This is a genomic window from Leisingera sp. F5 (genome assembly GCF_001593695.1).
This window is the reverse complement of sequence record NZ_LUKH01000758.1, coordinates 1-1,724: the sequence shown is the minus strand read 5'-3', so window position 1 is coordinate 1,724 and position 1,724 is coordinate 1. Positions and strand designations below refer to the sequence as shown.

Annotated in this window: 2 protein-coding genes; one reads left to right on the top strand and one right to left on the bottom strand. The window is 62.7% G+C overall.

Annotated elements, in window-relative coordinates; translation table 11 throughout:
- A partial coding sequence (locus A2I95_RS35630; RefSeq protein ID WP_291737269.1) for a phosphotransferase family protein occupies positions 1-550 on the top strand: 550 nt, incomplete at its 5' end.
- On the opposite strand, the gene A2I95_RS35625 is transcribed toward A2I95_RS35630, so the two are convergent.
- Positions 523-1,724: FAD-binding oxidoreductase (locus tag A2I95_RS35625; protein ID WP_291737268.1), on the bottom strand; the 1,202-nt coding region annotated here is incomplete at its 5' end. The genes A2I95_RS35630 and A2I95_RS35625 overlap by 28 nt on opposite strands.

Genomic DNA, 1,724 nt, shown 5'->3' with positions numbered 1-1,724 from the left:
GGACACTGGCCATGTGGCGCAGCTTTTGGGCCGATTGCATGATCTGGCGCCCCCGCCGGGCTTGCCTTGCGGCGTGAATGGCAGCGCGGCGCTGGAACAGCAAACCGTTGAAATTCTGAGAAATTGCCGCGATCGCGATCAGTTGGCTGCGCTTCGCCCGTTGGGCCGGGTTCCGCCGTTGCCTCAGCTGGTGCTGATTCATGGCGACCCGGTGCCTGGCAACCTGCTGGCACATGACGGCACGCTGACGTTGATTGATTGGCAATGCCCGCAAATCGGCGATCCGGCAGAGGACCTGGCGCTGTTCCTGTCGCCCGCGATGCAGCTGATGTACCGGGGCGCGGCGCTGTCAAAGGATGAAGAAGACGCTTTTCTGCAAGCTTATCCCGACCCGCGGATTGTCGGGCGGGCCTTGGCGCTGAAGCCTTGGTTCCATTGGCGCATGGCAGCCTATTGCCAGTGGCGGGCCGAACGCGGAGGCGCGCAGGACTTGCAGGCCTCGGGATTGGAGCGCGCGGCGCTTCAGTCCATCAGGCCAAGAACTGCATAAGCCGGAGGCATCAGCATCCGGCGGGCGCGGCCAAAAGGAAAGCGTGCCATTTTCTGCACCATCGGAGCGTAGGGCAACTTGGGGGCGGCCCCCTGTACCAGATCGCTCAGGAGCCGTCCGGCATAGCTGCCCATTGCCACGCCATTGCCGTGATAGCACAGCCCCGCAAGCATGCCGGGGTGCTCCGGCACAGGGCCAATGAAGGGGACTAGGTTGCGCGAGAGGCAAACCATGCCTGACCAGCAATGCGTGGTTTCCACATCATGCCAGGCTGGGAACATCGCCTCAAAGTCCTGCCGCAGTTTACGGCGAATACCTGCTTCAGCCCGGGGGGAAGCCAGCAGCCCGCCGCGCATTCCGAACAGAAACCGGTTGTCCGGCATCAGCCTGAAGTAATGCAGCAGGTTGCGGGTGTCATAGGCCATCTGATGCGAGAACCAGCCTTGGGCGTCCAGTTCCGCCCGGGTTAGCGGCCGGGTCACCATGACGGTGGATTGTGCAGGCATGTACCGCCCTGCGAGCCAGCCGGGCAGGTCCTCGGCGGAATAGCCATTGGTCGCGATGACAACTTTGGATGCCCTCACAACCCCCTGGATAGTCTCTATTACATAGCCCCTGCCTGCCTGCTGTAGCGACTGCGCCGCGCTGCGTTGGTATACTCGGGCACCGGCATCTTGCGCGGCTTTGGATAGGCCGAACAGGTATTTGCGCGGATTGAGCGCAAACCCCACCGGTGTTGTCAGCGCCGCATGGAAGCTGCCATTCAGCCCTTTGTCCGCGAGCTGATCGCGGGTCAGAAATTCCGGTTCCTCTCCCGCCTGACGCAGTGCATCCGCTTCTGCTTGCAGGCGGCGCACTGCCTTTTCGTTGTGCGCCAGCTGGGTTTCGCCATGTGAATGAATGTCGGCATCGATGCCATGGGTCTGCAGCAGGCCGCGAACCAGGCGCACCGCGGCTTCCTCGCTGGCATGATACGTATCAGCCGCAGATTTGCCAAAGACCCGCCGCATCGTGCCGCCTGAAAGCTTTGAGCCGCCCAAACAGCAGAAACCGCCATTGCGCCCTGATGCGCCCCAACCCGGCGTTTCTGCCTCCAATACCACAACGGACACGCCGCTTTCTGCCAGATGCAGCGCGGCTGAAATGCCAGTGAACCCGCCGCCGATGACGGCGA